The sequence below is a fragment of the Streptococcus sp. 11-4097 genome, assembly GCF_018215285.2.
Lineage (GTDB): Bacteria > Bacillota > Bacilli > Lactobacillales > Streptococcaceae > Streptococcus.
In genome coordinates, this window is sequence record NZ_CP185262.1 from 888,103 (window position 1) to 913,741 (window position 25,639).

29 protein-coding genes and 1 other annotated feature are annotated in these 25,639 nt (G+C 39.9%); of the genes, 22 read left to right on the forward strand and 7 right to left on the reverse strand.

Annotation, left to right across the window (positions count from 1 at the left end; all coding sequences use genetic code 11):
- Positions 1-53 precede the first annotated feature (53 nt).
- The 7 genes from KB197_RS04430 (at position 54) to KB197_RS04460 (ending at position 8,051) form a co-directional block, all read left to right on the forward strand.
- Positions 54-1,778, forward strand: coding sequence for an ABC transporter ATP-binding protein (locus KB197_RS04430; protein WP_212574011.1), 1,725 nt, complete (start codon positions 54-56; stop codon positions 1,776-1,778).
- A gap of 1 nt (position 1,779) precedes the next feature.
- Positions 1,780-3,528: an ABC transporter ATP-binding protein gene (locus KB197_RS04435; RefSeq protein WP_212574012.1), complete on the forward strand. Its 1,749-nt coding sequence runs from the start codon at positions 1,780-1,782 to the stop codon at positions 3,526-3,528.
- Positions 3,529-3,642: 114 nt separating this feature from the next.
- On the forward strand, positions 3,643-4,902 hold the full coding sequence (locus KB197_RS04440; protein WP_064276472.1) for a TRZ/ATZ family protein: 1,260 nt from the start codon (positions 3,643-3,645) through the stop codon (positions 4,900-4,902).
- Positions 4,903-4,978: 76 nt separating this feature from the next.
- Positions 4,979-5,114, forward strand: a sequence feature (ribosomal protein L10 leader region).
- A 38-nt stretch (positions 5,115-5,152) separates the two neighbouring features.
- A complete protein-coding gene (gene rplJ, locus KB197_RS04445; protein ID WP_001287277.1) occupies positions 5,153-5,653 on the forward strand; it encodes a 50S ribosomal protein L10 in 501 nt (166 codons plus the stop codon).
- A 72-nt stretch (positions 5,654-5,725) separates the two neighbouring features.
- Positions 5,726-6,094 (forward strand): 50S ribosomal protein L7/L12, encoded by a 369-nt coding sequence (gene rplL / locus KB197_RS04450; protein WP_048716072.1) that lies wholly within the window; start codon positions 5,726-5,728, stop codon positions 6,092-6,094.
- A 291-nt stretch (positions 6,095-6,385) separates the two neighbouring features.
- On the forward strand, positions 6,386-7,390 hold the full coding sequence (locus tag KB197_RS04455) for an NADP-dependent oxidoreductase (protein WP_212574013.1): 1,005 nt from the start codon (positions 6,386-6,388) through the stop codon (positions 7,388-7,390).
- 16 nt (positions 7,391-7,406) lie between these two features.
- Entirely contained in the window at positions 7,407-8,051 is a 645-nt protein-coding gene (locus tag KB197_RS04460; protein WP_004257345.1) for a TetR/AcrR family transcriptional regulator, read from the forward strand.
- Positions 8,052-8,145: 94 nt separating this feature from the next.
- Here KB197_RS04460 and gdhA read toward each other — a convergent pair whose 3' ends face one another.
- Entirely contained in the window at positions 8,146-9,492 is a 1,347-nt protein-coding gene (gdhA, locus tag KB197_RS04465; protein ID WP_212574014.1) for an NADP-specific glutamate dehydrogenase, read from the reverse strand.
- A 228-nt stretch (positions 9,493-9,720) separates the two neighbouring features.
- On the opposite strand from gdhA, the gene KB197_RS04470 reads away from it, so the two are divergent.
- The 7 genes from KB197_RS04470 to KB197_RS04500 all read left to right on the forward strand — a co-directional run bounded on the left by KB197_RS04470 (position 9,721) and on the right by KB197_RS04500 (position 16,564).
- The gene (locus tag KB197_RS04470) at positions 9,721-10,656 is read left to right on the forward strand and encodes a dihydroorotate oxidase (protein ID WP_212574015.1); all 936 of its coding nucleotides are present in this window, start codon (positions 9,721-9,723) and stop codon (positions 10,654-10,656) included.
- Between the two features lie 32 nt (positions 10,657-10,688).
- Positions 10,689-11,726 carry a DNA polymerase III subunit delta gene (gene holA / locus KB197_RS04475; RefSeq protein ID WP_212574016.1) on the forward strand — a complete coding sequence of 346 codons (1,038 nt, stop codon included), beginning with the start codon at positions 10,689-10,691 and terminating at the stop codon, positions 11,724-11,726.
- 414 nt (positions 11,727-12,140) lie between these two features.
- On the forward strand, positions 12,141-12,746 hold the full coding sequence (sodA, locus tag KB197_RS04480; protein WP_049546399.1) for a superoxide dismutase SodA: 606 nt from the start codon (positions 12,141-12,143) through the stop codon (positions 12,744-12,746).
- A 156-nt stretch (positions 12,747-12,902) separates the two neighbouring features.
- On the forward strand, positions 12,903-13,433 hold the full coding sequence (locus tag KB197_RS04485; protein ID WP_020901484.1) for a YutD family protein: 531 nt from the start codon (positions 12,903-12,905) through the stop codon (positions 13,431-13,433).
- 20 nt (positions 13,434-13,453) lie between these two features.
- Positions 13,454-14,539: a 23S rRNA (adenine(2503)-C(2))-methyltransferase RlmN gene (rlmN, locus tag KB197_RS04490; RefSeq protein WP_000804760.1), complete on the forward strand. Its 1,086-nt coding sequence runs from the start codon at positions 13,454-13,456 to the stop codon at positions 14,537-14,539.
- Positions 14,539-15,021 carry a VanZ family protein gene (locus KB197_RS04495; RefSeq protein ID WP_000976729.1) on the forward strand — a complete coding sequence of 161 codons (483 nt, stop codon included), beginning with the start codon at positions 14,539-14,541 and terminating at the stop codon, positions 15,019-15,021. Before rlmN ends, KB197_RS04495 begins: the two co-directional genes overlap by 1 nt.
- A gap of 1 nt (position 15,022) precedes the next feature.
- Positions 15,023-16,564: an ABC-F family ATP-binding cassette domain-containing protein gene (locus KB197_RS04500; RefSeq protein WP_000025406.1), complete on the forward strand. Its 1,542-nt coding sequence runs from the start codon at positions 15,023-15,025 to the stop codon at positions 16,562-16,564.
- A gap of 53 nt (positions 16,565-16,617) precedes the next feature.
- Here the strand turns inward: KB197_RS04500 and KB197_RS04505 are convergent, their stop codons facing one another.
- From KB197_RS04505 to KB197_RS04515, 3 genes are all read right to left on the reverse strand, one after another.
- Positions 16,618-17,421 carry a peptidylprolyl isomerase gene (locus KB197_RS04505; protein ID WP_212573865.1) on the reverse strand — a complete coding sequence of 268 codons (804 nt, stop codon included), beginning with the start codon at positions 17,419-17,421 and terminating at the stop codon, positions 16,618-16,620.
- 304 nt (positions 17,422-17,725) lie between these two features.
- On the reverse strand, positions 17,726-17,950 hold the full coding sequence (locus tag KB197_RS04510) for a helix-turn-helix transcriptional regulator (RefSeq protein ID WP_001041097.1): 225 nt from the start codon (positions 17,948-17,950) through the stop codon (positions 17,726-17,728).
- 2 nt (positions 17,951-17,952) lie between these two features.
- Entirely contained in the window at positions 17,953-18,531 is a 579-nt protein-coding gene (locus KB197_RS04515) for a hypothetical protein (protein WP_064276461.1), read from the reverse strand.
- Between the two features lie 626 nt (positions 18,532-19,157).
- Here KB197_RS04515 and rpsP point away from each other — a divergent pair.
- The 7 genes from rpsP (at position 19,158) to KB197_RS04550 (ending at position 22,559) form a co-directional block, all read left to right on the forward strand.
- Entirely contained in the window at positions 19,158-19,430 is a 273-nt protein-coding gene (gene rpsP, locus KB197_RS04520; protein WP_000268760.1) for a 30S ribosomal protein S16, read from the forward strand.
- A 19-nt stretch (positions 19,431-19,449) separates the two neighbouring features.
- A complete protein-coding gene (gene kphA / locus KB197_RS04525) occupies positions 19,450-19,689 on the forward strand; it encodes an RNA-binding protein KphA (protein WP_000379617.1) in 240 nt (79 codons plus the stop codon).
- Between the two features lie 43 nt (positions 19,690-19,732).
- Complete coding sequence (locus tag KB197_RS04530) at positions 19,733-20,065, forward strand: MazG nucleotide pyrophosphohydrolase domain-containing protein (protein ID WP_084888457.1); 333 nt, start codon at positions 19,733-19,735, stop codon at positions 20,063-20,065.
- Between the two features lie 97 nt (positions 20,066-20,162).
- Positions 20,163-20,951, forward strand: coding sequence for an alpha/beta fold hydrolase (locus KB197_RS04535; RefSeq protein WP_045611337.1), 789 nt, complete (start codon positions 20,163-20,165; stop codon positions 20,949-20,951).
- Between the two features lie 30 nt (positions 20,952-20,981).
- Positions 20,982-21,500 carry a ribosome maturation factor RimM gene (gene rimM / locus KB197_RS04540; RefSeq protein ID WP_212573866.1) on the forward strand — a complete coding sequence of 173 codons (519 nt, stop codon included), beginning with the start codon at positions 20,982-20,984 and terminating at the stop codon, positions 21,498-21,500.
- On the forward strand, positions 21,490-22,209 hold the full coding sequence (gene trmD / locus KB197_RS04545) for a tRNA (guanosine(37)-N1)-methyltransferase TrmD (RefSeq protein ID WP_000686919.1): 720 nt from the start codon (positions 21,490-21,492) through the stop codon (positions 22,207-22,209). Before rimM ends, trmD begins: the two co-directional genes overlap by 11 nt.
- A gap of 11 nt (positions 22,210-22,220) precedes the next feature.
- Entirely contained in the window at positions 22,221-22,559 is a 339-nt protein-coding gene (locus KB197_RS04550; RefSeq protein ID WP_001196038.1) for an ATP cone domain-containing protein, read from the forward strand.
- Between the two features lie 30 nt (positions 22,560-22,589).
- On the opposite strand, the gene KB197_RS04555 is transcribed toward KB197_RS04550, so the two are convergent.
- A complete protein-coding gene (locus KB197_RS04555) occupies positions 22,590-22,910 on the reverse strand; it encodes a hypothetical protein (RefSeq protein ID WP_153219394.1) in 321 nt (106 codons plus the stop codon).
- Positions 22,911-23,009: 99 nt separating this feature from the next.
- Here KB197_RS04555 and KB197_RS04560 point away from each other — a divergent pair, with 99 nt between their 5' ends.
- Entirely contained in the window at positions 23,010-23,225 is a 216-nt protein-coding gene (locus tag KB197_RS04560) for a YdbC family protein (RefSeq protein ID WP_000807422.1), read from the forward strand.
- Positions 23,226-23,278: 53 nt separating this feature from the next.
- Here the strand turns inward: KB197_RS04560 and KB197_RS04565 are convergent, their stop codons facing one another.
- Together KB197_RS04565 and gor are read right to left on the reverse strand one after the other, a co-directional pair.
- A complete protein-coding gene (locus tag KB197_RS04565; RefSeq protein WP_212573867.1) occupies positions 23,279-23,815 on the reverse strand; it encodes a biotin transporter BioY in 537 nt (178 codons plus the stop codon).
- Between the two features lie 197 nt (positions 23,816-24,012).
- Positions 24,013-25,359, reverse strand: a complete 1,347-nt coding sequence (gor, locus tag KB197_RS04570) for a glutathione-disulfide reductase (protein WP_064276456.1) — start codon at positions 25,357-25,359, stop codon at positions 24,013-24,015.
- Between the last annotated feature and the right edge of the window lie 280 nt (positions 25,360-25,639).

Consider the following 25,639-nt stretch of genomic DNA (forward strand, 5'->3'; position numbering starts at 1 on the left):
ATGGTGGGTGCTTCCCACTTTCTTCATTTCTAGAAAACGAATAGAAGGGATTTATGAAACACCTATTATCTTACTTTAAACCCTACATCAGAGAATCGATTTTAGCACCTTTGTTCAAGCTACTTGAAGCTGTGTTTGAGCTCTTGGTTCCCATGGTGATTGCTGGGATTGTTGACCAATCCTTGCCCCAGAGAAATCAAGGACATCTCTGGATGCAGATTGGTCTGCTCCTTATCTTTGCAGTGATTGGTGTTTTAGTGGCCTTAATAGCCCAGTTTTACTCAGCTAAGGCAGCGGTAGGTTTTGCCAAGGAATTGACAAACGATCTTTATCGTCACATTCTATCTTTACCTAAGGACAGCAGAGACCGTTTGACAACTTCTAGCTTGGTCACTCGCTTGACTTCGGACACTTACCAGATTCAGACTGGGATTAATCAATTCCTGCGTCTCTTTTTACGAGCGCCTATTATCGTTTTTGGTGCCATTTTTATGGCTTATCGCATCTCAGCTGAGCTGACTTTCTGGTTCTTGGTCATGGTTGTCATTTTGACCATTGTTATTGTAGGGCTCTCTAGACTGATTAATCCTCTCTACAGTGTTCTCAGAAAGAAAACGGACCAACTGGTTCAAGAAACGCGCCAGCAATTACAAGGTATGCGGGTTATTCGTGCTTTTGGACAAGAAAAACGAGAGTTACAGATTTTTCAGACCCTTAACCAAGTTTATGCCAGATTGCAAGAAAAAACAGGTTTCTGGTCTAGCTTATTAACACCTCTGACCTATCTGATTGTTAATGGAACTCTCCTCGTTATTATCTGGCAGGGATATATTTCAATTCAAGGAGGATTGCTCAGTCAAGGTGCTCTCATTGCCCTTATCAACTATCTCCTACAGATTTTGGTAGAATTGGTCAAGCTAGCCATGTTGATAAATTCTCTCAATCAGTCCTATATCTCAGCTAAGCGAATTGAGGAAGTCTTTGCCGAAGCTCCAGAAGACATCCATTCAAAATTAGAACAAAAGCAAGCTACCAGTGATCAGGTTTTACAAGTCCAAGAATTGACCTTTACCTATCCTGATGCGGCCCAGCCTTCTCTGAGAGACATTTCCTTTGATATGACTCAAGGACAAATCCTTGGTATTATTGGGGGAACAGGTTCTGGTAAATCAAGCTTAGTACAACTCATCCTTGGACTTTATCCAGCAGACAAGGGGAGTATAGACCTTTATCGAGATGGATCTAGTCCTCGTAATCTTGAGCAGTGGCGGTATTGGATTGCCTATGTGCCTCAAAAAGTCGAACTCTTTAAGGGAACTATTCGTTCCAACTTGACTCTAGGTTTAGATCAAGAAGTATCTGACCAAGAACTCTGGCAGGCCTTGGAAATTGCGCAAGCAAAGGATTTTGTCAGTGAAAAGGAAAGACTCTTGGATGCCCTAGTTGAGGCAGGAGGGCGAAATTTCTCGGGCGGTCAAAAACAAAGGCTGTCCATCGCACGAGCAGTTTTGCGCCAGACTCCGTTTCTCATCCTAGATGATGCGACCTCAGCACTGGACACTATTACTGAGTCTAAGCTCTTGAAAGCTATCCGAGAAAACCTGCCAAATACAAGTTTAATCTTGATTTCTCAACGGACTTCGACGCTTCAGATGGCAGACAAGATTCTCCTCTTGGAAAAAGGGGAGCTCCTAGCTATCGGCAAGCACGAGGACTTGATGAAATCCAGTCAAGTCTATCGAGAAATCAATGCATCCCAACATGGAAAGGAGGACTAGCATGAGACGACAAACTGCAAATCAAACATTCACACGTTTGGCCAAAGATTTAGCAAGTCATCCCTTCCTTCTTTTTCTAGCCTTTCTAGGAACTATTGCCCAGGTTGGTTTATCGATTTACCTACCAATCTTAATCGGACAGGTCATCGACCAAGTCCTAGTGACGGGCTCTTCACCAGTTTTTTGGCAGATTTTTCTCCAAATGATCTTGGTGGTCATAGGAAATACCCTTGTACAGTGGGTCAATCCTCTTCTCTATAATCGCCTAATCTTCTCTTATACCAGAGACTTGCGAGAGCGAATCATACATAAGCTTCATCGGTTACCGATTGCTTTTGTGGATCGTCAAGGAAGTGGAGAGATGGTCAGTCGTGTGACCACAGACATCGAGCAGTTAGCAGCTGGTTTGACCATGATATTTAACCAATTTTTTATTGGTGTCTTGATGATTTTAGTCAGCATTCTAGCCATGATTCAAATTCATCTCCTCATGACTCTTTTGGTCTTGCTGTTGACGCCACTGTCTATGGTAATTTCACGCTTTATTGCCAAGAGATCCTATCATCTCTTCCAGAAGCAAACAGAGACGAGGGGGATTCAGACACAATTAATTGAAGAATCGTTGAGCCAGCAGACCATTATCCAGTCCTTTAATGCTCAAGAAGATTTTATCCAAAGACTGCACGAGGCGAATGCCAACTATGCAGGTTATTCGCAGTCAGCCATCTTTTATTCCTCAACGGTCAATCCTTCGACCCGCTTTGTCAATGCTCTCATTTACGCTCTTCTTGCTGGAGTAGGAGCTTATCGTATCATGATGGGGTCCACCTTGACCATCGGACGTTTAGTGACTTTTTTGAACTATGTCCAACAGTACACCAAGCCCTTTAACGATATTTCTTCAGTGCTAGCCGAATTGCAAAGTGCTTTAGCTTGTGCAGAGCGTGTCTATGCTGTCTTAGAAAGTCCTGAGGTGGCTGAAACAGGTAAGGAAGTCTTGACAAGTGACCAGGTTAAGGGAGCTATTTCCTTTAAACAGGTTTCTTTTGGCTACCATCCTGAGAAGATATTGATTAAGGATTTGTCTATCGATATCCCAGCTGGTAGCAAGGTAGCCATCGTTGGTCCGACAGGTGCCGGAAAATCAACTCTTATCAATCTCCTCATGCGTTTTTACCCTATTAACTCAGGAGATATCTTGCTGGATGGTCGTTCCATTTACGACTATACCCGAGCATCATTGAGACAGCAGTTTGGGATGGTGCTCCAAGAAACCTGGCTCAAGCAAGGGACCATTCATGACAATATTGCCTTTGGAGATCCTGATGCCAGTCGGGAGCAGGTGATTGCTGCTGCCAAAGCAGCCAATGCAGACTTTTTCATCCAACAGTTACCACAGGGATACGATACCAAGTTGGAAAATGCTGGAGAGTCTCTCTCTGTCGGTCAAGCCCAGCTTTTGACCATAGCCCGAGTCTTTCTATCTATCCCTAAGATTCTTATCTTAGACGAAGCAACCTCTTCCATCGATACGCGGACAGAAGTGCTGGTTCAGGATGCCTTTGCTAAACTCATGAAGGGGCGTACAAGCTTTATCATTGCCCACCGCTTGTCAACCATTCAGGATGCGGATTTGATTCTTGTCTTGGTGGATGGCGACATTGTTGAGTATGGGAGCCATCAGGAACTCATGGCTCGAAAGGGTAAGTATTATCAAATGCAGCAAGCTGCAGCTTTTAGCTCAGAATAAGCCTTTCTCTTTTGAAATTTTATAGACGAAAAAAGTTGCCTTCGGGTGACTTTTTTGTTACAATAGCTAGAAAAATTATTCACTGTAAATTGTCTTATAGAAAAGGAGCCTAGAATGAAAGTCTATCAGCATGTAAATATCGTGACTTGTGACCAAGATTTCCATGTTTATCTGGATGGAATCTTATCAGTTAAGGATTCTCAAATTGTCTATGTCGGTCAAGAGAAGCCAGAGATTTTAGAGCAAGCTGAGCAGATTATAGACTATCAGGGAGCCTGGATTATGCCTGGATTGGTCAATTGCCACACCCATTCTGCTATGACAGGCTTGAGAGGGATTCGAGATGATAGCAATCTCCATGAATGGCTCAATGACTATATCTGGCCAGCAGAAGCTGAGTTTACACCCGACATGACTACCAAGGCAGTTAAAGAAGCTCTGACAGAGATGCTCCAGTCAGGTACAACAACCTTTAACGATATGTATAATCCCAATGGTGTGGATATTGAACGTATTTATCAGGAAGTGAAAGATTCCAAGATGCGTTGTTATTTTTCACCGACCCTCTTTTCTTCAAAGGCAGAAACAACTGCTGAGACGATAAGTAAAACTCGAGCAATCATTGAGGAGATTATTGGATATAAAAATCCAAATTTCAAGGTGATGGTAGCCCCACATTCTCCCTACAGCTGTGATAGAGACTTACTGGAAGAAAGCTTAGATATGGCAAAAGAACTGAATATTACAATCCATATCCACGTGGCAGAGACCAAGGAGGAGTCAGGCATTCTCCTGAAACGATACGGCAAACGTCCCCTTGCTTTTCTAGAAGAACTGGGTTACTTAGATCATCCGTCTGTCTTTGCTCACGGGGTCGAATTAAACGAGCGAGAAATTGAACGCTTGGTAACTTCTCAAGTGGCTATCGCCCACAATCCTATCAGTAACCTCAAACTGGCATCAGGAATTGCTCCAATTATCCAGCTCCAAAAAGCGGGAGTGGCAGTAGGAATTGCGACAGATTCAGTTGCTTCCAACAATAACCTTGATATGTTTGAGGAAGGACGAACTGCAGCCCTTCTTCAGAAGATGAAAAATGGAGATGCTAGCCAATTTCCTATCGAAACAGTCCTCAAGGCACTGACAATCGAAGGTGCTAAGGTTCTTGGAATGGACGAACAGATAGGAAGTCTGGAAGTAGGTAAACAGGCAGATTTTCTCGTTATTCAACCACAGGGAAAAATCCATCTCCAACCCCAAGAAAATATGCTTTCTCATCTGGTTTATGCAGTTAAATCTAGTGATGTAGATGATGTTTATATTGCCGGACAACAGGTTGTTAAGCAAGGTCAAGTCCTAACAGTAGAACTTTAAAAGAAAAATCACGAAAAAATTTTAAAAAAAGTTTGCAAAAATCTTGCATTCTTTTTTTGACTATGCTATACTTATATACGGTTTGAAAAAACTGCCTAAGACAGTAGGGGAGCTCGACTCATAAGTATCCTACCGAGGACAAAACGTATCATGTAAAAAGAAGCGTATTGTACTTTCGTGTCTAGGTTTGGGCGCGTTTTTCTTTTGGAAAAATTCCCCAAGCAAAATAATAACGGAGGTGAACACACTAATGAGTGAAGCAATTATTGCTAAAAAAGCGGAACTAGTTGACGTAGTAGCTGAAAAAATGAAAGCTGCTGCATCTATCGTTGTTGTAGACGCTCGTGGTTTGACAGTTGAGCAAGATACAGTTCTTCGTCGTGAGCTTCGTGGAAGCGAAGTTGAGTATAAAGTTATTAAAAACTCAATCTTGCGTCGTGCAGCTGAAAAAGCTGGTCTTGAAGATCTTGCATCTGTATTTGTTGGACCATCTGCAGTAGCATTTTCTAACGAAGATGTTATCGCACCAGCGAAAATCTTGAACGACTTTTCTAAAAACGCTGAAGCACTTGAAATCAAAGGTGGTGCAATCGAAGGCGCTGTCGCATCTAAAGAAGAGATTCTTGCACTTGCAACTCTTCCAAACCGCGAAGGACTTCTTTCTATGCTCCTTTCTGTACTTCAAGCGCCAGTGCGCAACGTTGCTCTTGCAGTCAAAGCGGTTGCAGACAACAAAGAAGACGCAGCTTAATTTTAAGCTACGCAGCGTAGCCTAGCTACGAAAATCTATTATAAATTTAAAACATATTTGGAGGAAATAACAATGGCATTGAACATTGAAAACATTATTGCTGAAATTAAAGAAGCTTCAATCCTTGAATTGAACGACCTTGTAAAAGCTATCGAAGAAGAATTTGGTGTAACTGCAGCTGCTCCTGTAGCTGTTGCTGCAGCTGGTGCTGCTGACGCTGGTGCTGCTAAAGATTCATTCGACGTTGAATTGACATCTGCAGGCGACAAAAAAGTTGGCGTTATCAAAGTTGTACGTGAAATCACAGGTCTTGGTCTTAAAGAAGCTAAAGAACTTGTTGATGGTGCACCAGGTGTCATCAAAGAAGGTGTTGCAGCTGCAGAAGCTGAAGAACTTAAAGCTAAATTGGAAGAAGCTGGAGCTTCAGTTACTCTTAAATAATAGAGCAACTACATTGGTAGCTTAAAAACATGATTAAACCGCTATTCGTAAGAGTAGCGGTTTTTCTTTTTGTGTTTCATGGGGCACAAATGGGGCAAAAAGGGGGCTAGTATTCTTTAAAAGTGAGGAGAGTTAGATTGAAAGAATCATATTGGGAAATAGAAATGATGGATATTTGTATCATGTCATAAATTGTTATCAAACTATAATATTGATTTTCTTACAAATTAAGAGTATAATTTATAAAAATGAGTGTTCACTCAATTTTTGTGAAATTAAGGAGTAAAGAAAATGGTTGTTGAAGCAATAGAGTATAGTCGTTTCGGTAACGAAGAGGTCTTGGATTTGCTGAAGATAGACTCTACAGCCTTGGATGTAAATCAGGTGAGAGTAGAAGTTCATGCTGTTGGTTTAAATCCTATTGATTATAAAACTTTTGAGGGAGCGAAACCCCTTCGATTTCTATCTTTTATAACGAAATTAAGGAAACCAAGTCGTTGGTTTGAATCTAAATCATCTTTATTTCCAAGAGGTGTGGGGAGAGATTTTTCTGGAGTTATTACAGAAGTTGGAAATGAAGTAACTAGGTTTTCAGTAGGAGATAAGGTGTTTGGAACAATGATTAGCGATCCTGGTTTGGGAACTAATAGGGGAGCTTTAGCAACAGAAATTTGTGTCAATGAATCAGAAATTGTATTGAAACCAGAGATGATCGACATGACTCACGCAGCTACTATGGGAGTAGCTGCTCTAACTGTGGGTGGGGCTTTTAGAAGAATCGGTTTAAATTCAAGAGATACTGTTGTTATTTCAGCTGCAGCAGGAGGTATTGGAAGTATTGCAGTACAGTATGCAGTTGCTAAGGGGGCGACAGTGATTGGAATAGCAAGTAAGAAAAATGCAGAGTATCTGAAGTCTTTAGGTGCCATACCAGTAAGTTACGAAGAGAATATCAAGAAGGCTCTTCTATCAGCTAGTCCAACGCCTATCACAAAATTTTTGGATTGTTATGGATCTGATTATGTTAGATTGGCTTTTAGTTTAGGCTTGAAGAGGACAGCTATTGGAACATTAGTACCTTCGCCCTATGTTATGATAAAAGGTGCTCAGTTTACTGGTCCGAGACATTCCACATATGATGATTTTAGTACTTTAGCTGAAATGGTCTCAGACGGGAAGGTTCAGCTGAAAATTGATCAAGTGTATGACTTTTCTCTAAAGTCAGTTAGAGAAGCCTATAGTAGTCTGAAAATGGGACACAGTCGAGGTAAAAAAGTCGTAAAAGTAAGAGAGTAGAAGAGAGGTGCTAGCGATGGAAAGTTTAGAACAAAAGTATGCTCAGACGTTAGAAGTTAGCAACTTGAGCTTGAAACAACGTCGAGTATTATTATCAAGCTTAAAATTATTCTCAGAAATGGGATTTGAAAATACAACGTCCAGCCTTATTGCCGAACGAGCTGGAGTGTCAGAAGGAACTGTTTTTAGTTACTTTAAAACAAAGGAAGGTATTTTAGAAGCCATTTTATCTACTTTTCTAGAACAGGTTATTCCAGAAGTAATTGCGGATTTCTCAGAAAAAAAATTCACAGTAGATCAAGAAACTTTTCCCTTCTTTTTAAAAAGTATTGTTCGAGATAGGCTCTTTTTCATTCAGGAGAATCAAATGCATGTTAAAATTCTCTTGGGGCGTTCTTTTATTGATAAAAATCTTTCTATCCAGTTAGGAAATATTATTGTTCAATCTATAATAGAACCAATTAGCCCTGTTTTAAATCAATTTAAAGAAAAGGGACTTATTCTAAATTGGTCAAATGAAAGAATTGTTCGATACATTTTAGCATTGAGTTTTTCTTATCTTATTCCCATGATGTTGAATGATGAAGGAACTATAAACATAGATGAAGCAGTTGATGAGATTGTTGAATGTTTGTCATCTGCCCTAATGAAAGTAAAATAAATTCTGATGTTAAAACTCACTGTTAATAGTGAGTTTTTTTGGATTCAACATAAAAATCCCCAATCGTAGCGATTGAGGATTAAGCAAATGAGTCTTAAACAATACCTTGTGCAATCATAGCGTTTGCTACATTTTCAAAGGCAGCAATGTTTGCTCCTGCAAGGTAGTCTTTATCAAGACCGTATGTTTCAGCAGTTGTTTTAGCTGTGTTGAAGATGTTTGTCATGATATCTTTGAGACGTCCATCAACTTCTTCACGAGTCCATGAGAGGCGAAGACTATTTTGGCTCATTTCAAGGGCTGAAACGGCTACACCACCAGCGTTGGCAGCTTTGGCAGGTCCGTAGAAGATACCATTTTCTTTGTAGACTTTGATGGCATCAAGGTCGCTTGGCATGTTGGCACCTTCAGATACACACATAACGCCTTGAGCAACCAAACGTTTAGCTGCTTCACCGTTGATTTCGTTTTGAGTAGCACATGGAAGAGCGATATCATAGTTTCCAGCGTAAGTCCATACAGAACCTTCGTGATATGTTGCAGTTGCTTTTTCAGCAGCATACTCAGTCAAACGAGCGCGACGTTTTTCTTTAACGTCAACCAAAAGATCGAAGTCGATACCATTTTCATCGATGACATAACCATTTGAATCAGATACAGAGATAACAGTTGCACCAAGTTCAGTTGCTTTTTGAAGAGCGTATTGGGCTACGTTACCAGAACCTGAAATAACAACTTTCTTACCAGCAAAGCTGTTACCGTTAGCTTTAAGCATTTCTTCAGTGTAGTAAACTAAACCGTAACCAGTTGCTTCTGGACGAATCAAGCTACCACCAAATCCAAGAGGTTTACCAGTCAAGACACCAGCATCAAATTGGTTAAGGCGTTTGTATTGACCGTAAAGGTAACCAATTTCACGTCCACCAACACCGATATCACCAGCAGGTACGTCAAGTGATGGGCCAATGTATTTTTGCAGTTCAGTCATAAAGCTTTGGCAGAAGCGCATCACTTCAGCATCTGTTTTACCTTTAGGATCGAAGTCTGATCCACCTTTACCTCCACCGATAGGAAGTCCAGTCAAGACGTTTTTAAAGATTTGTTCAAATCCGAGGAATTTCAAAATCCCTTGGTTTACAGTTGGGTGGAAACGAAGTCCGCCTTTGTATGGTCCAACAGCTGAGTTGAATTGAACACGGTAGCCGCGGTTTACTTGAACTTTTCCATCACGGTCAACCCAAGGAACACGGAAAGAAATCACGCGCTCTGGTTCAGTAATACGTGCCAAGATATTTTCTTCGATATACTCAGGGTGTTTTTCAAATACAGGTTCTAAAGTGTTGAAAAATTCTTCGACAGCTTGGAGGAATTCAGCCTCGTGCCCGTTACGAGCTTTCACAGTTTCAAACACGCTTTGGATATATTCTTTAGCAGATGTCATATCGTTCTCCTTAAATTCTAATTTAATTATGTGAGTCATTATAGCAGAATTTTTTTTAGCTGTAAAGAGAAAAACAAAAATTTTCTAAAAATTCACTCAATTTAGTTTTTCATATTTTTTGAAAATAGATAAAAAACGAACGTTTTTCTTATAAATGCCTTTCTTAAAGAGAAAATCTGAAAATGTGGTATAATATTAGCAATAAAAGGAATCCGGAGGATTAGAATCATGGTATCAACGAAAACGCAAATTGCTGGTTTTGAGTTTGACAATTGTTTGATGAATGCAGCAGGTGTGGCTTGTATGACGATAGCAGAGTTAGAGGGCGTTAAAAACTCAGCGGCAGGAACTTTTGTGACTAAGACAGCAACCTTGGACTTTCGTCAGGGGAATCCTGAGCCACGCTATCAAGATGTTCCACTTGGTTCTATCAACTCTATGGGCTTGCCAAATAATGGCTTAGACTATTATTTGGATTATCTTTTGGATTTGCAAGAAAAAGAGCCAAACCGAACTTTCTTCTTATCTCTAGTTGGTATGTCTCCAGAGGAAACCCATACTATATTGAAAAAAGTCCAAGAGAGTGAGTTTCGTGGTCTGACAGAGCTAAACCTCTCCTGTCCAAATGTTCCAGGTAAACCTCAGATTGCCTATGATTTTGAGACAACAGATCGGATTTTGACAGAAGTATTTGCCTACTTCACCAAACCTCTTGGAATTAAATTGCCACCGTATTTTGATATTGTTCACTTTGACCAAGCGGCAGCTATTTTCAACAAGTACCCGCTCAAGTTTGTCAACTGTGTTAACTCTATCGGAAACGGCCTTTATATAGAAGATGAGTCTGTCGTTATTCGGCCTAAAAATGGTTTCGGTGGCATTGGTGGCGAGTATATTAAACCAACTGCTCTAGCTAATGTTCATGCCTTTTATCAACGCTTAAATCCTCAAATCCAAATCATTGGAACAGGTGGAGTTTTGACTGGTCGTGATGCCTTTGAACATATCCTCTGTGGAGCGAGTATGGTGCAGGTGGGAACCACCCTTCACAAAGAAGGCGTCAGTGCTTTTGACCGCATTACCAATGAACTAAAAGCAATCATGGCGGAAAAAGGGTACGAGAGCCTAGAAGATTTCCGTGGGAAATTGCGCTATATTGATTAAATTCATTAAAAAATCAGAAGAAAGGAGAGAAGATGCTAGCTATTGAAGAAAGCCAGAAGTTGACTTTATCAAATTTACCTAGCCTGAGCCTTTTTACAGGGGCAGATCAGGGTCAGTTTGAAGTTATGAAGAGTCAAGTGTTGAAACAGATTGGTTATGATTCTGCAGACCTCAACTTTGCCTACTTTGATATGAAAGAAGTGGTTTATAAGGATGTAGAACTGGAGTTGGTCAGCCTTCCTTTCTTTGCGGATGAGAAAATCGTGATATTGGATCATTTTGTCGATATCACGACTGCTAAAAAGCGCTTTTTGACAGATGATGAGCTTAAGTCATTTGAGGAATACCTTGACAATCCTTCAGCAACAACCAAGTTGTTAATCTTTGCAGAAGGAAAGTTGGATAGCAAAAGACGGTTGGTTAAATTACTGAAGCGTGATGCAAAGGTTTTTGATGCAGTAGAAGCCAAAGAGCAAGAACTACGTCAGTATTTCCAAAAGTGGAGTCAGAAACAAGGTCTGCAGTTTGTGGGGCAATCCTTTGAAAATCTACTTATCAAATCTGGTTTTCAATTTAGCGAAATCCAGAAAAATCTCCTCTTTTTACAGTCCTATAAGGAAGACTCTATTATCGAAGAAGAGGATATTGTCAACGCAATTCCTAAGACCTTACAGGATAATATTTTTGATTTAACTCAGTTTATTCTGACAAAAAAGATGGACCAGGCGCGCGACTTGGTTAGAGACTTGACCTTGCAAGGTGAAGATGAAATTAAACTGATTGCAGTCATGCTGGGACAATTTCGAACCTTTATCCAAGTGAAAATTTTGGCGGAGTCTGGTCAAACAGAATCGCAGATTGCAAGTAGTTTAGGTAGTTTTCTCGGACGCAATCCAAATCCCTATCAGATTAAGTTTGCGCTGAGAGATGCGCGAGGACTTTCCTTGAGCTTTTTGAAGCAAGCTATTTCTTATTTGATTGAGACAGACTATCAGATTAAGACTGGTCTTTATGAAAAGAATTTCCTTTTTGAAAAGGCACTCTTACAGATTGCTAGTCAGGTCAATTGACATTTTTTTGAAACTACAACCCGCGTCAGGATTATCTTGTCGTGGGTTTCTTAGTGATTTGCTTATTTTATACTCAATGAAAATCAAAGAGCAAACTAGGAAACTAGCCGCAGGTTGCTCAAAGCACTGCTTTGAGGTTGTAGATAAGACTGACGAAGTCAGCTCAAAACACTGTTTTGAGGTTGTAGATAAGACTGACGAAGTCAGCTCAAAACACTGTTTTGAGGTTGTAGATAAGACTGACGAAGTCAGTAACATATCTACGGCAAGGCGACGTTGACGCGGTTTGAAGAGATTTTCGAAGAGTATTATTAGAAAGTATTTCAGTGATTTCTTCATCTATAAGCAAAAAACTTGAAAAAAGTGAATGTTTGCGTTATCATTTTCATATAGAAAGAAAAAGAGGTATTACAGATGGCTATTATCTTACCAGATCTTCCATATGCATACGACGCTTTGGAACCATACATCGATGCGGAAACAATGCACTTGCACCATGACAAACACCATCAAACTTATGTCAACAATGCTAATGTAGCTCTTGAAAAACACCCTGAAATTGGTGAAGACCTTGAAGCCCTGCTTGCTGATGTAGAATCTATCCCAGCTGATATCCGTCAAGCGCTTATCAACAATGGTGGTGGACACTTGAACCACGCTCTTTTCTGGGAATTGATGACTCCTGAAAAAACAGCTCCATCAGCAGAACTTGCAGCAGCAATCGATGCAACATTTGGTTCATTTGAAGAATTCCAAGCAGCCTTCACTGCAGCAGCAACAACTCGTTTTGGTTCAGGATGGGCATGGTTGGTTGTCAACAAAGAAGGTAAACTTGAAGTGACTTCAACAGCAAACCAAGACACACCAATCTCAGAAGGCAAAAAACCAATCTTGGGCTTGGACGTTTGGGAACATGCTTACTATGTGAAATACCGCAACGTGCGTCCTGACTACATCAAAGCTTTCTTCTCAGTGATCAACTGGAACAAAGTAGATGAATTGTACGCAGCTGCTAAATAATGATAGTTGGAGGGAAGAATTGTTCTTCTCTTTTTAAGGTTATATTATTTTGGTCTGACAAAATCGTCAGACTTTTTTCATTTTTATGAGAAACGTGCTAACTGCTAGAAATTATGGTAGAATAAAGTATTAAGTAATCGTGGAAAAAGGATATCTATGCGAAAAGAAATTGCACCTGAATTATACAACTATAACAAGTTTCCTGGTCCTGAGTTTCATTTACATGGGGACAAGGTCGAAACGGAAGGGATAGCTTTTTCCTTGGTGGAAAATATCAAGGATGCCTTTGATGTGACGGCTTTTAATCAGCGTTTTTCAGAAGTCTTAACCAAGTTTGATTATATCGTGGGAGACTGGAGCAACGAACAGCTTCGTCTACGAGGTTTTTACAAGGATGATCGAACAGAAGAAAAACTTGAAAAAATCAGTCGTTTACAAGACTACCTTTTAGAGTATTGTAGTTATGGTTGTGCCTATTTTGTCTTAGAAAATGAAGCCCCTAAGCGAGCATCATTTGACAAGAAAATACGTAAGAAGGAAGAAGAAACACCTTCTAGAAAAGGAAAGAAACCGGCTCAAACAAAACGAAAACCGAATGCAGATAAGAAAAATAGACGTCGTCAGAAAGATCAGCATTCTCAGAAAGAGGATAAGGGACAACGTCATTTTGTCATTCGTCAGAAGTGAGTAGAGAATAAGGAGAAGAAATGAAACCGTCAATTTATAGTTTAACACGACAAACCATGCAGGAATGGGTTTTGGAGCAGGGAGAAAAGAAATTCCGTGCAGATCAAATCTGGGAATGGCTTTACCGTAAACGTGTCCAGTCATTTGAAGAGATGACCAACCTTTCCAAGGATTTGATTGCTAAGCTTAATGACCAGTTTGTGGTCAATCCCTTGAAACAGCGTATCGTGCAAGAGTCTGCTGATGGGACAGTTAAATATCTTTTTGAATTGCCAGATGGAATGCTGATTGAGACAGTACTGATGCGTCAACACTACGGTTTATCTGTCTGTGTGACCACTCAGGTCGGCTGTAATATCGGTTGTACCTTCTGTGCCTCTGGTTTGATTAAGAAACAACGTGACCTCAATAACGGTGAAATCGTAGCGCAAATCATGCTGGTTCAGAAATACTTTGATGAGCGTGGTCAGGACGAACGCGTCAGCCATATCGTTGTCATGGGGATTGGTGAACCATTTGATAACTACAACAATGTCTTGAATTTCGTTCGTACTATCAATGATGATAAAGGAATGGCCATCGGTGCTCGTCACATCACGGTTTCAACCTCAGGTTTGGCTCATAAAATTCGTGACTTTGCTAATGAAGGGGTTCAGGTCAATCTTGCCGTTTCTCTTCACGCACCTAATAATGAACTTCGCTCAAGCATCATGAAGATTAACCGTGCCTTTCCGATTGAAAAACTCTTTGCTGCTATTGAGTACTATATCGAAACAACTAATCGTCGTGTGACCTTTGAGTATATCATGCTCAATGAAGTCAATGATGGAGTAGAACAAGCCTTGGAATTGGCTGAATTGCTCAAGAATATCAAGAAATTGTCTTATGTAAACTTGATTCCTTATAACCCAGTTAGTGAGCATGACCAATATAGCCGTAGTCCTAAAGAGCGCGTCCTGGCCTTCTATGATACGCTTAAGAAAAAAGGGGTTAACTGTGTTGTTCGTCAAGAGCACGGAACAGATATTGATGCAGCTTGTGGACAATTGCGTTCCAATACAATGAAACGTGACCGCCAGAAAGCAGTCGCAGCAGTCAATCCTTAATGATGAAGAAGACTTATAATCGTATTTTGGTCTGGGGAGTCATTTTCTATAGTATTTGTATCGTTTACTTTTGCTTTACTCCTCAAGAACATTCTCCCGTGGGGGTGGAAACTCCAGGTATTCAGCATCTTGGACGCCTGGTTTTTCTTTTGACTCCTTTCAATTCTCTCTGGAAACTGGGTGAGGTGAGTGACATAGGACAATTATGTTGGCTTTTTCTACAAAATATCCTCAATGTCTTCTTACTTTTTCCTCTGATTTTCCAACTCCTTTATCTCCTTCCAAATTTGCGTAAGACAAGAAAAGTGATCTTTTTCAGTTTTCTTATAAGCCTAGGAATTGAGTGTACGCAGTTAGTCTTAGATTTTTTCTTTGATTTTAATCGCGTCTTTGAGATTGATGATTTGTGGACCAATACCTTGGGTGGCTATCTGGCTTGGCTCCTCTATAAACAATTACATAAAAACAAGATAAGGAATTAAAATGAGTATTTTAGAAGTTAAAAATCTGAGTCACGGTTTTGGTGACCGTGCAATTTTTGAAGATGTGTCCTTCCGTCTCCTCAAGGGAGAACATATCGGTTTGGTCGGTGCTAATGGTGAAGGGAAATCAACCTTTATGAGCATTGTAACTGGTAAAATGCTGCCAGATGAAGGGAAGGTTGAGTGGTCTAAATATGTGACTGCTGGTTACTTGGACCAACATTCTGTCTTGGAAGAAGGTCAGTCTGTTCGCGATGTTCTCCGTACGGCCTTTGATGAGCTTTTCAAAGCGGAAGCTCGTATCAATGACCTTTATATGGAAATGGCTGAAGACGGAGCGGATGTTGATGCTCTCATGGAAGAAGTGGGAGAACTCCAAGACCGTTTGGAGAGTCGTGATTTCTATACCTTAGATGCTAAGATTGACGAAGTAGCGCGTGCCCTTGGTGTCATGGACTTTGGCATGGATACGGATGTAACTTCTTTGTCAGGTGGGCAAAGAACCAAGGTGCTTTTGGCAAAACTTCTCCTTGAAAAGCCTGATATCTTACTTTTGGATGAGCCGACCAACTACTTGGATGCTGAGCATATTGATTGGCTCAAGCGCTATCTCCAAAACTATGAGAATGCCTTTGTTCTTATTTCACACGATATTCCATTCCTAAATGACGTTATCAATATTGTCTACCATGTGGAAAATCAACAGCTGACGCGTTATTCTGGTGACTACTACCAGTTCCAAGAAGTCTATGCTATGAAGAAATCTCAGCTAGAGGCTGCCTACGAACGTCAGCAGAAAGAGATTGCGGACCTTAAAGATTTTGTCGCACGAAACAAAGCGCGTGTTGCAACACGAAACATGGCCATGTCTCGCCAGAAGAAATTGGATAAGATGGATATTATCGAACTCCAAAGTGAGAAACCAAAGCCATCCTTTGATTTCAAACCAGCTCGTACACCAGGCCGCTTTATCTTCCAAGCCAAGGACTTGCAAATCGGTTATGACCGACCTCTTACGAAGCCCTTAAACCTTACCTTTGAACGCAATCAAAAGGTTGCCATTATTGGTGCTAATGGTATCGGGAAAACAACTCTCTTGAAGAGTCTTTTGGGTATTATTCCACCAATCGCTGGGGAAGTGGAGCGTGGAGATTATCTAGAACTTGGCTACTTTGAACAAGAAGTAGAAGGTGGAAATCGTCAAACACCACTAGAGGCTGTCTGGAATGCTTTTCCTGCACTTAACCAAGCAGAAGTCCGTGCAGCCCTTGCCCGTTGTGGTTTGACAACCAAGCATATTGAAAGTCAAATTCAGGTTCTGTCAGGTGGGGAACAAGCCAAGGTACGCTTCTGTCTCCTGATGAATCGTGAAAACAACGTTTTAGTGTTGGACGAGCCGACCAACCACTTGGATGTGGATGCCAAGGATGAACTTAAACGTGCTCTCAAAGAATACAAGGGATCTATCCTTATGGTCTGCCACGAACCAGACTTCTATGAAGGCTGGATGGACCAAATATGGGATTTTAATAATCTAACTTAAAAATAAGGATAAAAGAAATACAGTACCGAAAGTGGGTACTGTATTTTTTGTTTTTAAGATTTAAAATCGTAGTCTTTCACCACTTCGATGCTTTCGATTGTAATAGCAGTAGTTGGCTTGTCTTTTTCATCTTTTTCGGCTTTAGCAATTTTATCTACAACGTCCATACCATCAATCACTTGACCAAAGACTGGGTGTTTGCCATCTAGACTAGGATTTCCCCCTTCTTTGTAGGCTTCGATGATTTTCTTTGGATACTTGCTTGTAGGGAGTTTAGCAGAGGTATCTGTAGAGTTTTGGTTGATGAAGAACTGACTGCCATTGGTGTTTGGTTGACCAGTATTAGCCATAGAAAGAGCACCACGGATGTTATAGAGATAAGGAGTAATCTCGTTTTTGAAACCAGTTCCCTTGTCTTTAGTCTTATCCTTGTCATGCCAGATAGACTGACCACCTGTACCGTCCCCTTTTGGATCTCCAGTTTGGACCATAAAGCCATCGATGACACGGTGGAAGGTAATGCCGTTATAGTAGCCTTCTTTGGCATGAGTGAGGAAGTTTTCAACCGCTAGAGGAGCGAGTTTAGGGAAGAGTTTAATGCGAATATCACCTTGGCTTGTGTGGAGAATCACTTCGGCTTCATCTTCAGCAACTTCTTTAGATAGTTGTGGGAAATTGGCGTTTTCGTTTGTCAAAGCATCGTTTAACTCCTTGGCAGATTGGGCAGCTGCTTTGGAACTTTCTTCAGTAGCAAGACTGGAATCAACATAGTCATCACCACGTAGACTGCGTTGGATGCTGCTACATCCAGCTAGGGCTATAGTGGATAGTAAAAGAAGGATTGCTAGTTTTTTCATTCTGATCCTCTCAAAAATTCATTTCTACCATTGTACCTTAAAAGGAAGTGGATTTCAAATATTAGTGACAAGGTAGTTTTAGAGGAGCCAACCAGAAAGTAGCTTGCTTAGGTGCAACAATGCCATAAGTGTACTCAAAGTATTTAGGGAACCAGATCTTAAGAGAGCTCGTAAAGTATCACAATTAGTAAACGTTAATTCGAAAGAATTACTATATTTTAAAAGAGTACATTTTCAAAGGATTTTTTCTTTTGGATTCAATTCCTAATTAATCAATGAACTTAATACTAGGTCTCGAAAAGAATTATGCTTCCTCTTTCTGTCTGAGTTCAAAGAGGTCTTCTACTTTCAGATTAAAAACTTGAGCAATTTTAAGAGCCATTTCCAGAGAAGGATTGTAACGGTTATTTTCCAAGTGCAGAATTGTCTCGCGTCGCATGCCGATGAGGTCGGCTAACTCCTGCTGGGTCATGCCTGTAGACTCACGAACAGATTTAAGATTAGTAATAATCTTGCTTTCTTTGGCCATGCTTATCCTCTCCGTTCCAAGATAAGATAGACAACCGCAAAGATGCAAATCAAGGCAGCTATGCTAATAAATATTTGGCCCATGTAAAGAGTGAGAGCCCCCATATACCCAATGATAACTGCTAGGATCATCAGTGCGCCTAGTATAAAAACAAACATCAAGCTAGTTGCCTTTGCTAAATTAGCATAAAAGCGTTCGTCCGGAGTTTCCTTGACATTTTTCAAACAGAAAAAAACAAATAAAATCACTTCAATAACGAGGCCAATTCCCAAAATCCATTCTTTAATACCAGAACTTACGCTTGGGGTCGCAACCCAAATCCCTACTGTATAAAAAATGCTTGCTGCAAAAAAAAGTATCGTGTAAAGCTTAGCAGACAAGTCAAAAATAGTCTTTCCCTTACCTTTCTGACTCTTATGTAGCCAGCTACAAATAGCTACAATTTGACCTGACACTGAAATACCAGTAATAACTAACTTGGGTCCCCAACTAAGATTAGAACCAAATAAAACAATAAAATCAATAAAGAGAGCTACGGCAATCATTGCAATGAGGCCACGCATTTTTTGACTTTTTTTCATGATAGACTCCTTTTTTGTGTTATAAATATATCACACTTAAATTTTATGTTATAAATATATCACATTTGAATTTGGAAAGCAAGTATTTATGTGCCAAGATGGCAGTTATTTGAAAAAATTTTTTAATAAAAGTCCTTGATAGTCAAACAACTAAAGAATTCTTTGAAGCAATGCATCGGATTTGGTTTGGATAGTTTCGTTAATAATATCTGATGATAAAAAATTTTTGGAAAATCTAGATACTGTATGAATCTCTACTTTTTTTCTTAGACTGTTATAAAGTCTGTCAGAATAAGCGTTATAGGTGTAGAAGTTAATTTTTACAGAACTAATACTCTTCGAAAATCAAATTCAAACCGCGTCAACGTCGCCTTGCCGTACTCAAGTACAGCCTGCGGCTAGTTTCCTAGTTTGCTCTTTGATTTTCATTGAGTATAAAATAGTATTCACGGATGGCTTCTTTCAAACATTTATTTCCTATTCTAACAAATTTCTAAATGGTTTAAGAATTTTATAGTCTGTCAAGTTTTTTTCTTGACACCTGCCAGAAATCTGCTATAATAGAACATGTGCTAAATAGCTCAGCTATTTCACCGAAATAAAAAATAAGAAAAGAGACTTTAAAAATGGCAGTTAAAATCCGTTTGACTCGTATGGGTTCTAAGAAAAAACCTTTCTACCGTATCAACGTAGCAGATTCACGTTCACCACGTGACGGACGTTTCATCGAAACAGTTGGAACTTACAACCCACTTGTTGCTGAAAACCAAGTAACTTTGAAAGAAGACCGCGTTCTTGCATGGTTGGCTGATGGAGCTCAACCTTCAGATACAGTTCGCAACATCCTTTCAAAAGAAGGTGTATTGAAGAAATTCCACGATTCTAAATTCTCAAAATAAGTTTAAAGTAGGTTGACAGATGGATACGATTGAAAATCTCATTATTGCGATTGTGAAACCCTTGATTTCACAACCAGATGCCTTAACTATCAAGATTGAAGATACACCAGAATTTTTGGAATATCATTTGGATCTTGATCAAAGCGATGTGGGTCGTGTAATCGGTCGTAAGGGTCGCACTATTTCTGCGATAAGAACGATTGTATACTCTGTCCCAACTGAAGACAAAAAAGTAAGAATCGTTATTGACGAAAAATAAGAAGGGCGGGACGAATGTCTCGCTTTTTTTGCAAGGAGAAAGAATGAGAGATTTAACAGTTAGACAACTAGAGGAATATTTACTTGACCATTACCGACAATCTAGAACAGAAGAAGGGCTTTTTATTAAGCTAGTAGAAGAAGTTGGAGAAGTTGCTGAGGTTTTAAATGGACGCTCTGGTCGAAAAGAAGGAGTTCAAGATTCGAACGAGGAACTAGCAAAAGAATTGGCTGATATCATTCACTACACTGTCGCAATTGCGGCCATCAACGACATAGATCTAACCAAGACCATTTTTGAAAAAGACAAAAAGGCGGCTATAAAATATCAGCATGAACGTGATTTGGAAGGATTTTTGAAGGGGGACGAGAGTTGATGTCCTCTTCCTCCAACTTGAGAAAATCTTTGGAACGTGATAAAATAAAGGATAAGGATTTTTAATAATTCATTATATAGAACGAGTGGATTTCTTTATGAAGAGGTTTGAAGTATCTACAGAAATTGGTAGTCTCTCTGTTACTTATCAAAAACAAAAGAAAATGCTAGTTTGTTTAAGTGGCGCAGGTTTGCTACCAAGTTATGAAAATTTTTCACTTATACTTGAAAAACTTCCTCCTACAATTGGTTATTTGACAATTGATTTTCCGAACACAGGTAGGAGTCCGATTCATGACCAATCTGGTAAAAATCTGGATAATCTTGCAGATGCGGTTTATGAAGTACTTGAAGAATTGGCGATTTCTGAATATATACTTTGTGTACATAGTTTGAGTGGAATTTTAGCTTGCAAATTGCTCAACAAACCAATTAAGTGTCAGGCTTTAGTAGCAATTGAACCGACAACTAAAAAAGTCATGTTTGCTGATTTTTCAGAAAATCCTTATCCAGAAATGGAAGAGCAGATGAGGCTGATTGACGAGTATGGTCCTGAACTTTATTTTAAGAACTTAACTCAAGCAACATTTAGCATTGAAATTAATAAAGAAATCTGGGAAATAATGCAAGAAAAAGGTTCAGAGTTGGAAAATCAAGATACAGGATTTCAGATATCTGGAGAGATTACTGAGGAAGATTTTGAGAATGTATCTATAGAATCTTATATCCCTGTATTTATTTTTTGTCAGCCTTATAGAGAAAAAGAGTACAGAGAATCAGAATATTGGACTTCCAATACTAAACTCATTTTAGGAGGGAATCACCATTATTTACAATGGTCAGAATCAGAAAAAATTGCGGCTATTATTCAAGAGTTGTCAGAATAATATGGAAAGAAGGAGACTACAGGAGACAAGATGAACTACTTTAATGTTGGGAAAATCGTCAATACGCAGGGGTTGCAGGGTGAGATGCGAGTCTTGTCTGTGACAGATTTTGCAGAAGAACGGTTTAAAAAAGGGGCTGAGCTAGCCTTGTTTGATGAAAAAGATCAGTTTGTCCAAACGGTGACCATTGCTAGCCACCGTAAACAGAAGAACTTTGACATTATTAAATTCAAAGATATGTACCATATCAACGCTATCGAAAAATATAAGGGATACAGTCTCAAGGTTGCTGAGGAAGATTTGAATGATCTAGACGATGGTGAATTCTATTATCACGAGATTATCGGTTTGGAAGTCTATGAGGATGATAACTTGATTGGAACCATCAAGGGAATCCTGCAACCAGGTGCCAACGATGTCTGGGTGGTCAAGCGAAAAGGCAAGCGTGACTTGCTCTTGCCTTATATCCCACCAGTGGTTCTCAATGTTGATATTCCAAATAACCGCGTCGATGTGGAAATCTTAGAAGGGTTAGACGATGAAGATTGATATTTTAACCCTTTTTCCAGAGATGTTTTCTCCGCTAGAGCACTCAATCGTTGGAAAGGCTCGAGAAAAAGGGCTCTTGGATATCCAGTATCATAATTTCCGAGAAAATGCTGAAAAGGCCCGCCATGTAGATGATGAGCCCTACGGAGGCGGTCAGGGGATGTTGCTCCGAGCTCAACCCATTTTCGATGCCTTTGATGCTATTGAAAAGAAAAATCCGCGCGTTATTCTCCTCGATCCAGCTGGAAAGCAGTTTGATCAGACTTATGCTGAGGATTTGGCTCAAGAGGAAGAGCTAATCTTTATCTGCGGTCACTATGAGGGCTATGATGAGCGGATCAAGACCTTGGTGACGGATGAGATTTCCTTAGGAGATTATGTCTTGACTGGTGGAGAGTTGGCAGCCATGACCATGATTGATGCGACGGTTCGCCTGATTCCAGAAGTGATTGGCAAGGAGTCTAGCCACCAAGATGATAGTTTTTCTTCAGGCCTTCTCGAATACCCTCAGTACACACGCCCCTACGATTATCGAGGGATGGTCGTGCCAGATGTACTGATGAGTGGACACCATGAAAAGATTCGTCAGTGGCGCCTGTATGAGAGTTTAAAGAAAACCTACGAGCGCAGACCGGATTTGCTTGAACATTATCAACTGACAGCAGAAGAAGAAAAAATGCTGGCAGAAATCAAAGAAAACAAAGAATAAAGGAGATACCTATGCAAGTAATCAAACGTGATGGTGAAATTGCTGAATTTAATCCAGATAAGATTTACCAAGCTATCTTAAAGGCAGCCCAGACTGTCTATGTATTGACAGATGATTTGCGTCAAAACCTTGCACAAGTCACTAAGAAAGTGGTTTTGGATTTGGAAGAGGCCAAGGTGGAGCGTGCGACCATCAGCATGATTCAGTCTTTGGTTGAACATCGTTTACTGGGTGCAGGTTACATTACCATTGCAGAACACTACATTTCCTATCGTCTACAACGTGACTTGGAAAGAAGTGGTTATGGAGATCATATCGCGGTTCATTTACATTTTGAACAAATTCGCTAAGAAAAAAGAGTGGGATGAAGCAACTACATCTCACTCTTTCTTAAATCTATTTTTTTGGGCTGTTTGGACAGTTGAAGGGACAAATCGCAGGCGTTGAATATCGCTTATACGGATAATACGGGTCACATTTTTGGCAAAATTTTTCACAATAATTTGCTGGCGCTGTTGATCGTATTTGATGATGTCACCTGTAAAGCTTGCCTCAGACAAGATAAGGTGAACAGCGCTTTGTTTCTGGATAGCCTCTTCAATAGTAGCTGTAAGGGAGTTGCTTTCAGTATGGTCAGGTTGGTCATGTCCATTTAAAAAGTCATGTATTTTATCTAGAACTTGCTGGAATTTATGTCTCATAGTGTCCTCCCTTCTTTTATATCAATATTATATAAAATTTTCCTAAAATCTACAAGATTTTACGAATAATCAAATGAAAGCTAAAAAAAGGAGAAGAAAATGGCAGAATTTACATTTGAAATCGAAGAGCACTTGTTGACTCTTTCTGAAAACGAAAAAGGTTGGACCAAGGAAATTAACCGTGTGAGCTTTAATGGTGCTCCTGCAAAGTTTGATATTCGTGCTTGGAGTCCAGATCATACTAAAATGGGCAAAGGGATTACTCTCTCAAATGAAGAATTTCAAACAATGGTGGATGCCTTTAAAGGCAACTAAGTTTTCAAAATGAAAGAAAAGGATACTGAGTCATGACAACTCGATATCCTTTTTTAGTTAGCAAAGTAAGCCTGATTTTTAAGGCGTTGAAGTAATGGACGGCTAATAAAACTAATAGCAATAATTTTACCAAGATCTGGAATGATAAAGGGGATGACCCCCACAACAAGAGCTTTTTCAAATGCCATTCCAGCTAGGAAATGCAAGCTGAGAATCCCTCCGACAAAGACAAGGGCATCACCCAAGAGGTTTGCAAGAAAAATATTGACAATCCCACTCTTGCTGTTAGTTAGGGAAGAAGTAAGTCCAGAGTATACAAGATAAAACCAAAGATAGCCTGCAGTAGGGCCAACTAAAGCCTGAAAACCAGCTCCACCTCCTGCAAAGACAGGAAGACCGATAGCACCTAGAAGAAGATAGAGTCCGACAGAAAGTACAGCCTCTCTCGGTCTAAAGACAGTAGCAATCAAGCCGATTGCAAAGTTTTGCAGAGTGAAGGGGACGGGTCCAATTGGAAGACTGATTTGTGCCAAAACAGCAATGAGAGCAGCTCCAATAGCAGGGATAGCATAAATATGAGCTTTTTTCAAAATAGTTAACCTCTTTTCTGATGTATAGTAACTATTATACTCGTAGAGTAATTATTGTCAACCAATTTTTTTAAAACAAGGTAACAAAAACTGTAACGGCCGATTTTGCTTATTGGTTAAGTTGGATAATTTTTTTGTAGATTTGTAAGACATTAAAAAAGAAGCAGACACATTTGTATCAGCTTCTTTTGTTTCGATTAACGCATAGTTACAAATTCTTCAGATGCAGTTGGGTGAATCGCCACAGTTGCATCAAAGTCTGCCTTGGTTGCTCCCATTTTGATAGCAACAGCAAATCCTTGAATCATTTCATCAACACCATAGCCAATTCCATGAAGTCCGACAACTTTTTCTTCTGAACCAGCTGTTATCAATTTGAAACGAGTTTCTTGACGGTTGCAAGTGCAAGCAGAGTACATAGAAGTAAAGCTTGATTTGTAAACCTTGATTTGGTCTTGACCGTATTCTTTAATAGCTTGCTCTTCTGTCAAACCAACCGTTCCGATAGCAGGGTGTGAAAAGACAACAGTTGGAATAGTTGTGTAGTCCATTTTTGCAGTTGTTTTTCCGTTAAAGAGACGTTCAGATAGGGTACGCCCAGCCTTGATTGCAACTGGAGTCAGTTCTTTCTCGCCCGTTACATCACCTAGAGCATAGATTCCCTCAACAACAGTATTTTGGTATTCATCTACTTGGATAAAGCCACGTTCGTTCAGAGTCACTCCAGCTTTTTCAAGTTGCAAGCCCTTAACGTTTGGACGGCGACCAGTAGCCCAGATAACTTGGCTAGCTGTGTGACTAGTACCATCTTCGAAATGAATGGTAATGCCGTTAGTAGTTTTTTCTAACTTGACAGGGACTTTGTGAGTATGAAGTGGCAAGTTTGTTCTTTCCATTTCCTTGACCAAACCTTCAACGATGTAAGAATCAAAACCACGTAAAGGGCGATCACGGCGAACAAAGAGGTCTGTCTTGACACCAAAAGTGTGGAGTACGCCAGCCAATTCAACGGCGATATAACCAGCACCCAGAATGGCAACTGACTCTGGCAATTCTTCCCAGGCAAATACATCATCAGAAGAACCACCTAGTTCAGCACCAGGAATATTTGGAATACTTGGATGGGCACCAGTAGCAATCACGATATGTTTAGCACGAATCAGTTCACCATTTACGCTGACAGTATGAGAATCTACAAATTCAGCATGGCCTTCAATCAGGTCTACGCCGTTGCGTTTAAAACTGCCATCATAAGAAGAACGAGCGCGATCAATGTAGGCTTCACGATTGCGACGTAGGGTTGCAAAGTCAAAGTTAAGATCAGTAGTCTTAAAGCCGTAGTCTTCTCCAAATTGATGGAAAGTCTCAGCGATTTGCGCCCCGTACCACATGATTTTTTTAGGAACACATCCGACGTTGACGCAGGTTCCACCTAGTTTCTTTTCCTCAATAACGGCTGCTTTAGCTCCGTGTTCACCAGCACGGTTCATGGTAGCAATTCCTCCGCTACCTCCACCGATAGCAATGATGTCATATTCTCTCATTGAAAACTCCTTTATACTCTGTGAAATAGTAGAGTGTCATTTTTTGATAGTCATATTCTATCTTTTTTTTGATTTGATTGCAAAAATCTGCTACGTTCAAAAAAATTAAAGAAAAGGCTTGCAAAAAGGGAAAATAAAGTGTATTATATAACTAGTACAATGGTAATAAAAATAGATTCCGAACAATAATCAAATCCCGAAATGTCATTATTTCGTTCTGAACTGTTATTGTTTATATTTGCTAATTTTTATATAATATTGTTAAGGACTTTAAATCAAA